The organism is Kytococcus sp. HMSC28H12 (assembly GCF_001816045.1).
GTDB classification, from domain to species: Bacteria; Actinomycetota; Actinomycetes; order Actinomycetales; family Dermatophilaceae; genus Kytococcus; species Kytococcus schroeteri.
Genome location: NZ_KV824279.1, coordinates 1 through 6,523 on the forward strand (window position 1 = coordinate 1; position 6,523 = coordinate 6,523).

At 72.9% G+C, this 6,523-nt stretch carries 7 protein-coding genes and 1 pseudogene; 5 read left to right on the forward strand and 3 right to left on the reverse strand.

The window, feature by feature from the left end; genetic code table 11:
* Positions 1-240 precede the first annotated feature (240 nt).
* The 5 genes from HMPREF3099_RS01250 to HMPREF3099_RS01270 are packed head-to-tail and all read left to right on the forward strand — an operon-like array spanning position 241 to position 5,049.
* The gene (locus HMPREF3099_RS01250; RefSeq protein WP_070703394.1) at positions 241-2,754 is read left to right on the forward strand and encodes a phosphoketolase family protein; all 2,514 of its coding nucleotides are present in this window, start codon (positions 241-243) and stop codon (positions 2,752-2,754) included.
* Positions 2,747-3,037, forward strand: a complete 291-nt coding sequence (locus HMPREF3099_RS01255; protein ID WP_070703395.1) for a GNAT family N-acetyltransferase — start codon at positions 2,747-2,749, stop codon at positions 3,035-3,037. Before HMPREF3099_RS01250 ends, HMPREF3099_RS01255 begins: the two co-directional genes overlap by 8 nt.
* Before the next feature lie 58 nt (positions 3,038-3,095).
* A complete protein-coding gene (ctlX, locus tag HMPREF3099_RS01260) occupies positions 3,096-4,124 on the forward strand; it encodes a citrulline utilization hydrolase CtlX (RefSeq protein WP_070703396.1) in 1,029 nt (342 codons plus the stop codon).
* Positions 4,121-4,354, forward strand: coding sequence for a hypothetical protein (locus HMPREF3099_RS01265; protein WP_070703397.1), 234 nt, complete (start codon positions 4,121-4,123; stop codon positions 4,352-4,354). Before ctlX ends, HMPREF3099_RS01265 begins: the two co-directional genes overlap by 4 nt.
* Positions 4,351-5,049 (forward strand): class I SAM-dependent DNA methyltransferase, encoded by a 699-nt coding sequence (locus HMPREF3099_RS01270; protein WP_237769690.1) that lies wholly within the window; start codon positions 4,351-4,353, stop codon positions 5,047-5,049. The genes HMPREF3099_RS01265 and HMPREF3099_RS01270 overlap by 4 nt, the downstream gene beginning before the upstream one ends.
* A 6-nt stretch (positions 5,050-5,055) precedes the next feature.
* Here the strand turns inward: HMPREF3099_RS01270 and HMPREF3099_RS01275 are convergent, their stop codons facing one another.
* From HMPREF3099_RS01275 to HMPREF3099_RS12645, 3 genes and pseudogenes are all read right to left on the reverse strand, one after another.
* The gene (locus HMPREF3099_RS01275) at positions 5,056-5,523 is read right to left on the reverse strand and encodes a hypothetical protein (protein WP_070703398.1); all 468 of its coding nucleotides are present in this window, start codon (positions 5,521-5,523) and stop codon (positions 5,056-5,058) included.
* 182 nt (positions 5,524-5,705) lie between these two features.
* Positions 5,706-6,344, reverse strand: a complete 639-nt coding sequence (locus HMPREF3099_RS01280) for a response regulator transcription factor (protein WP_070703399.1) — start codon at positions 6,342-6,344, stop codon at positions 5,706-5,708.
* A pseudogene (locus HMPREF3099_RS12645) lies at positions 6,341-6,523 on the reverse strand (sensor histidine kinase); the annotation flags it as partial. The pseudogene HMPREF3099_RS12645 and the gene HMPREF3099_RS01280, both read right to left, overlap by 4 nt.

Consider the following 6,523-nt stretch of genomic DNA (forward strand, 5'->3'; position numbering starts at 1 on the left):
CCAGGGCGACGAGGGGGGTGAGCGCGAGGGGGCGACGCATGGTGTCCTCCAAGGGGGGTGAGGGGGTCCTCGTGATGGTGGCCCCGCGTCCCTCGAGCACGGACCAAGCCGCGGTCAGGAGTTGGCCAAGGGTTTGGCAGGGGTGTCGAGGTGCGCCGGACCGGCTGGGGTGGCTAGCGTGGTGAGCGGGCCCGGGGACCGCCGGCGCCCGGTGAGCGACACCACCCTCGAGGAGCCGCTGTGACCGCACCGACCGCCTGGCCCGACCGACCCTCCACCCCGCTGACGGCCGAGGAGGCCGCACGGATCCACCAGTGGTGGCGGGCCGCCAACTACCTCTCCGTGGGGCAGATCTACCTGCTCGACAACCCCCTGCTGCGCCAGCCGCTCACCGAGGACCACGTGAAGCCCCGCCTGCTGGGCCACTGGGGCACCACGCCCGGGCTCACCTTCCTCTACGCGCACATGAACCGGGCCATCCGGCAGCGCGGGCTCAACGCGTTCTACGTGACCGGCCCCGGCCACGGCGGCCCGGGCCTGGTGGCCTCCACCTACCTCGAGGGCACGTACACCGAGACCTACCCCGGCATCACGCGCGACGAGGCCGGCCTGCAGCGGCTGTTCAAGCAGTTCAGCTTTCCCGGCGGCATCCCCTCGCACGTCTCCCCGGAGGTCCCCGGATCCCTCCACGAGGGCGGCGAGCTGGGGTACGCGCTCTCCCACGCCTACGGGGCGGTGTTCGACAACCCCGACCAGCTGGCCTTCACCGTGGTGGGTGACGGCGAGGCCGAGACCGGTCCGCTGGCCACCGCGTGGCACTCCAACAAGTTCCTCAACCCGCACACCGACGGGGTGGTGCTGCCGGTGCTGCACCTCAACGGCTACAAGATCGCCAACCCCACGGTGCTCGCCCGCATCCCCGAGGACGAGCTGGCCGCACTCATGACCGGGTACGGCCACACGCCGCTGTTCTTCACCGCCGGGTTCGACGACGAGGACCCGATCAGCATCCACCAGCGCTTCGCAGCCGTGCTCGACGAGGCGCTCGACATGATCGCCCGCTTCAAGGCCGATGCGGCGGTGCGCGCCGAGCAGGGCCAGGACCCCACCGCCGCCGACGGCTCCGTGCCGCACGCGCACCGCCCGGCCTGGCCGATGATCGTCTTCCGCACCCCCAAGGGCTGGACCGGCCCGGCCGAGGTGGACGGCAGGCAGACCGAGGGCCACTGGCGCTCCCACCAGGTGCCCCTGGCCAGCGCCCGCGACACCCCCGAGCACCTGAGGGTGCTGGAGGACTGGCTGCGCTCCTACCGCCCCGAGGAGCTGTTCGACGCCGACGGCGCCCTGCTGCCGGAGATCGCCGCCACCGCACCGGAGGGCACCGCCCGCATGTCCGCCAACCCGGTGACCAACGGTGGCGCGGTGCTGCAGGAGCTGGAGCTGCCCGACTTCCGCCGCTACGCCGTCCCGGTGGAGGAGCGCGGCGCCGAGGTGGTGGAGCCCACCCGCCGCATGGGGGCCTGGCTGCGCGACGTGGTGGCCGCCAACCTGCAGAACTTCCGTGTGTTCGGGCCGGACGAGACCGCGTCGAACCGCCTGCAGGACGTCTACGAGGTGACCCCCAAGCAGTGGATGGGGGAGTACCACCCGAACGACGCCGGGGAGCCCCTCGGCCCGTCGGGCCGGGTCATGGAGGTGCTCAGCGAGCACCAGTGCCAGGGCTGGCTGGAGGGTTACCTGCTCACCGGCCGCCACGGCCTCATGAGCAGCTACGAGGCGTTCATCCACATCGTGGACTCGATGTTCAACCAGCACGCCAAGTGGCTCAAGGTCACCAACGGCATCGAGTGGCGGCGCCCGCTGGCCTCGCTCACCTACCTGCTCAGCTCGCACGTGTGGCGGCAGGACCACAACGGCTTCTCCCACCAGGACCCGGGCTTCATCGACCACGTGGTGAACAAGAAGGCCGAGATCATCCGCGTGTACCTGCCGCCGGACGCCAACACCCTGCTGTCCACCATGGACCACTGCCTGCGCTCGCGGCAGTACGTCAACGTGGTGGTGGCCGGCAAGCAGCCCACGCCCACCTGGTTGTCGATGGAGGAGGCGGTCGCCCACTGCACGCGCGGCATCGGGACCTGGGAGTGGGCCGGCACGGTGCGCGACGGGGAGCTGCCGGACGTGGTGCTGGCCTGCGCCGGAGACGTCCCCACCGTGGAGGTGCTGGCCGCGGCCACCCTGCTGGAGCGCGAGCTGCCGGGGCTCAGGGTGCGGGTGGTGAACGTGGTGGACCTGATGCGGCTGCAGGACTCCGGCGAGCACCCGCACGGCATGGACCGCGACCAGTTCCGGGCCCTGTTCCCCGAGGGCACCCCGGTGGTGTTCGCCTACCACGGCTACCCGTGGCTCATCCACCGGCTGGTGTACCGCAACGACACCGGGTCGGACTTCCACGTGCGCGGCTACCTGGAGGAGGGCACCACCACCACGCCGTTCGACATGCTCATGCGCAACGACCTCGACCGGTACCACCTGGTGATGGACGTCATCGACCACGTGCCGGGGCTGCGCGCACGCCACGCCGGGCTGCGCCAGCGCATGGAGGACAAGCGCCTGGAGGCCCGCGCCCACGCCTACGCGCACGGGGTGGACCTGCCCGAGGTGGCAGGGTGGCAGTGGTCCGACAACCAGGACGAGGCCGATGCGGGCGCCGCGGCGGCCCACATGGGAGACACCGGAGGCGACAATGACTGACCCGACCGTGACCGTGCGGCAGAACACCGCCGAGCAGCGCTTCGAGGGGTACGTCGACGGGGAGCTGGCCGGCTTCACCGAGTACCACCTGGACGGTGACGTGCAGGTGATGCCGCACACCGTGACCCTGCCGGAGCACCGTGGCCAGGGGGTGGCGCGGGCCGTGGTGGGGGCCGCACTCGAGGCCGCGCGCGAGGCCGGCCGCACCGTGCGCCCGGACTGCTCCTACGTGCGCCACCTCATGCGGGACGAGCCGCAGTACGCCGACCTGCTGGCCGACTGAGGCACGGCCTGTCCGTGGGGGGCGGGGCACGGTCGGGAGCACCGGTAGATTTGACCCCATGAGTGCACAGGCCCCCTCCAGCGTCATCCTCGTCCGCGCCCTGAACTTCACCCCCAACCCCTCGACCGCCGCCGACAACGCGTTCCAGTCCGAGGTGGCCGAGGGCACCGACGCCGCCACCGTGTCGCAGCAGGCCATCGCCGAGATGGACGCCCTGGCCGAGGCGCTGCGCGAGGCCGGCGTGACCGTGCACGTGTTCGAGGACGACGAGCTCACCCGCCCCGACAGCGTGTTCCCCAACAACTGGGTCTCCACCCACGCCGGCGGCTACGTGGCCGTCTACCCGATGTACGCCTCCAACCGCCGCCTCGAGCGCCGCGCCGACGTGCTGGAGATGCTCAAGAGCACCTACCGCGTGCAGACGATCGTGGACTACTCCGGCCTGGAGCCCGACGGCATCTTCCTCGAGGGCACCGGCGCGATGGTGCTCGACCACGTCTCGCGCGTGGCCTACACCGCGCGCAGCCACCGCGCCGACGAGATGGTGCTGGAGCGCTTCTGCGCCGACTTCGGCTACGAGCCCATGGCCTTCGACGCCGTGGACTCCGACGGCGTGCCGGTGTACCACACCAACGTCATCGCCACCATCGGCACGGACGTGGCCCTGTTCGCCCTGGACATGATCAAGGACGAGAAGCGTCGCTGGGCCGTGGGCGAGCGCCTCACGGTGAACGGCCGCAAGATCGTGGAGATCACCGAGGAGCAGGTGCGCGAGTTCGCCGGCAACGCCATCGAGCTCATGGGCAAGGACACCGACGGCAGGCCGCAGCGCATCATGGCGATGTCGGGCCGTGCCCGCCGCTCGCTGACCGACGCGCAGGTGGCCGCCATCGAGGAGTCCTGCCGCATCGTGGCCGTGGACATCCCCACCATCGAGCTGGCCGGTGGGTCCGTGCGCTGCATGATCGCCGGCATCCACCTGGACCGCCGCCGCGACGTCGAGGTGGAGTTCACCGAGGCCGTGCGCGCCATCGACGAGTTCCCGTCCACGCAGGACGGGCAGGACCTGGACGGCTCCGGCAAGTGAGCGCGGGGTCGCCGGGGGACGCGGCGCTCGCGGCGGCCACGAGCTTTGCCGGCTGGGGCCACGGGGTGGTGGCCTACCCGGTGCGCGACAACGTCCGGGAGATCACGCCGCCGCTCACCATCGGCGCCGATCAGCTGGACCTCGCACTCGACCGGCTCCTCGACGCCCGCGTCGAGGCCGCTCGTGGCGAGGTGGACCCGGCCGATCTCGCGGCATACTCCGGATGGTGACGGGGCACCTCACCCGTCGCGCACCCACCGGCCAGGAGGCCTCCGTGCCCGAGCACCCGCACCACGACCCCGACCACCACGGCAGCCACTTCGACGACCGCGCGGCCACCTGGGACGGCACCCCCGGCAAGCGCGAGGAGGCGGCCGCCGTGGCCGGTGCCGTGGTCGACGCGCTCGACCTGCGCGGCGACGAGCGGCTGCTGGAGTACGGCGCCGGCACCGGGCTGGTGGCCGCTGCCCTGGCCGACCACGTGGGCCGGGTGACCCTGGCCGACACCTCGGCGGGCATGCTCGCGGTGATGCGCGCCAAGGTGGCCGAGGGCGACCTGCCCGCCGGCACCCGCGTGCTCGAGCTCGACCTCACCCGCGATGCCGTGCCCTCCGAGCGCTTCGACGTGGTGGTCTGCAGCCTGGTGCTGCACCACCTGGTCGAGGTGCCGCCGGTGCTCGGCGCCCTGCACGACCTCCTCGCCGAGGGCGGCCACCTCGCGGTGCTCGACCTGGACACCGACCCGGACGGTTCCTTCCACGCCCAGGTGGACGACTTCCACGGCCACGACGGGTTCGACCGCGAGCAGTTCAGCCTCTGGCTGGCCGACGCCGGGTTCGAGCGGGTGACGGTGGTCGACGGTGTGGCCGTGACCAAGCCGGATGGCGACTACCCGACCTTCCTGGCCACGGCCCGCCGCGCCTGACCCGTCTCAGCGCAGCAGCTGCACGCCCTGGCTGGACAGGGCGCCGAAGAGCACGCCCCACAGCACGATGCTCACGCACTGCCAGCCGATGACGGCGCGGCGGTCGGCGCCCAGGCCCACCATGAGGGCGGAGGTGATCTGGCTGGGCAGCATGGTCTGGCCCAGCAGCGAGACACCCGGCACGCCCCAGCGGTCGAAGGCCCGGCGGAAGCGGCGCCGGCGGGGGGACTCCTCCTCGGCGCCGGAGGTGGCCAGGGCGCGGCCCGTGCCGGCCAGGGTCACGAAGAGCAGCATCGAGACGACGTTTCCCACCACGGCGGCGGCGACGGCCACGGCGGGGTGCAGCCCCGCCAGCACGCCGATGGTGGAGCTGAAGTAGCTCTCCACGAACGGGATGGCGCTCACGAGCGCGACGCCGGCCCACTGGAGGGCGGGCGGCAGGCCCTCGGTGAAGTTCTGCAGTGCGTCCAGCACGGTGGCCTCCTGGTGTCTCGGTGGTGGCTCCAGCCTCGGGCCGCCACCGGCCACCCACCCGTGAGCCCGTGCACCGGATGCCGGGGAGGCGTCACCGCCGCGGCATGACGGACGTCATGCGGGCCACCCGCACCGGCTCGGTCCCCTCGTCGGCCCGTGCCCCCGCATCGAGCCGGGACCCCTCAGATCCACCCCTTGGCGCGGGCCACCCGCGCGGCCTCGTGCCGGTTGGCCGTGCCGGTCTTGGTGACCGCCGCCGAGAGGTAGTTGCGCACCGTGCCGGGGGAGAGGTGCGCCCGCTCGGCGATCTCCTCCACCGGGGCCGCGTCGGCGGAGAGCTCCAGCACATCGGCCTCCCGGGCGCTCAGGGGCGAGGCGCCCGCGGCCAGGGCGTCGGCGGCGAGCTCCTGGTCCACGTACCGCCCGCCGGTGGCCAGCGTGCGCACGGCCTCGGTGAGCGCGCGGCGTCCCACGGTCTTGGGCAGGAACCCGCGCACCCCGTTCTCCAGAGCGCGCTTGAGGTACCCCGGTCGCCCGTGGCTGGTGATGACGAGGCTCGCCGCCTGCGGCTGCACCTGGGCCAGGTGCACGGCCAGGTCGATGCCGTCGCCGTCCGGGAGCTGCAGGTCCAGCAGGGCCACGTCCACCTCGGTGGAGCGCAGCACCGCCTGGGCCTCGGCCACCGACCCGGCGCGGCCCACCACCTCGAGGTCGTCCTCCAGGGCCAGCAGGGAGGCCAACGCCTCGCGGATGAGGGTCTCGTCCTCCACCAGCAGCACGCGGGTGCGGGCCGGGGTGGTGCCGGTGGCGTCGGGGGTCATCGGGTCTCCTGGTGGGACGGGGCAGGCGTGGGTGCGTCGGTGGGCAGGGTGGCCACGAGGGTGAACATGTCGGCGGTGGGGTGGGTCTCCAGGCGCCCGCCGGCCTGGCGCAGGCGCTCGCGGAGCCCGGCCAGCCCCGTGCCCCCGGTGCGGCTCCCCGCATCGGGGCCGGTGGGGGC

Coding starts and splice junctions, on each gene's coding strand:
- HMPREF3099_RS01255 (WP_070703395.1), top strand. CDS start 2,747: ATGACTGACCCGACCGTGACCGTGCGGCAGAACACCGCCGAGCAGCGC.
- ctlX (WP_070703396.1), top strand. CDS start 3,096: ATGAGTGCACAGGCCCCCTCCAGCGTCATCCTCGTCCGCGCCCTGAAC.
- HMPREF3099_RS01280 (WP_070703399.1), bottom strand. CDS start 6,344: ATGACCCCCGACGCCACCGGCACCACCCCGGCCCGCACCCGCGTGCTG.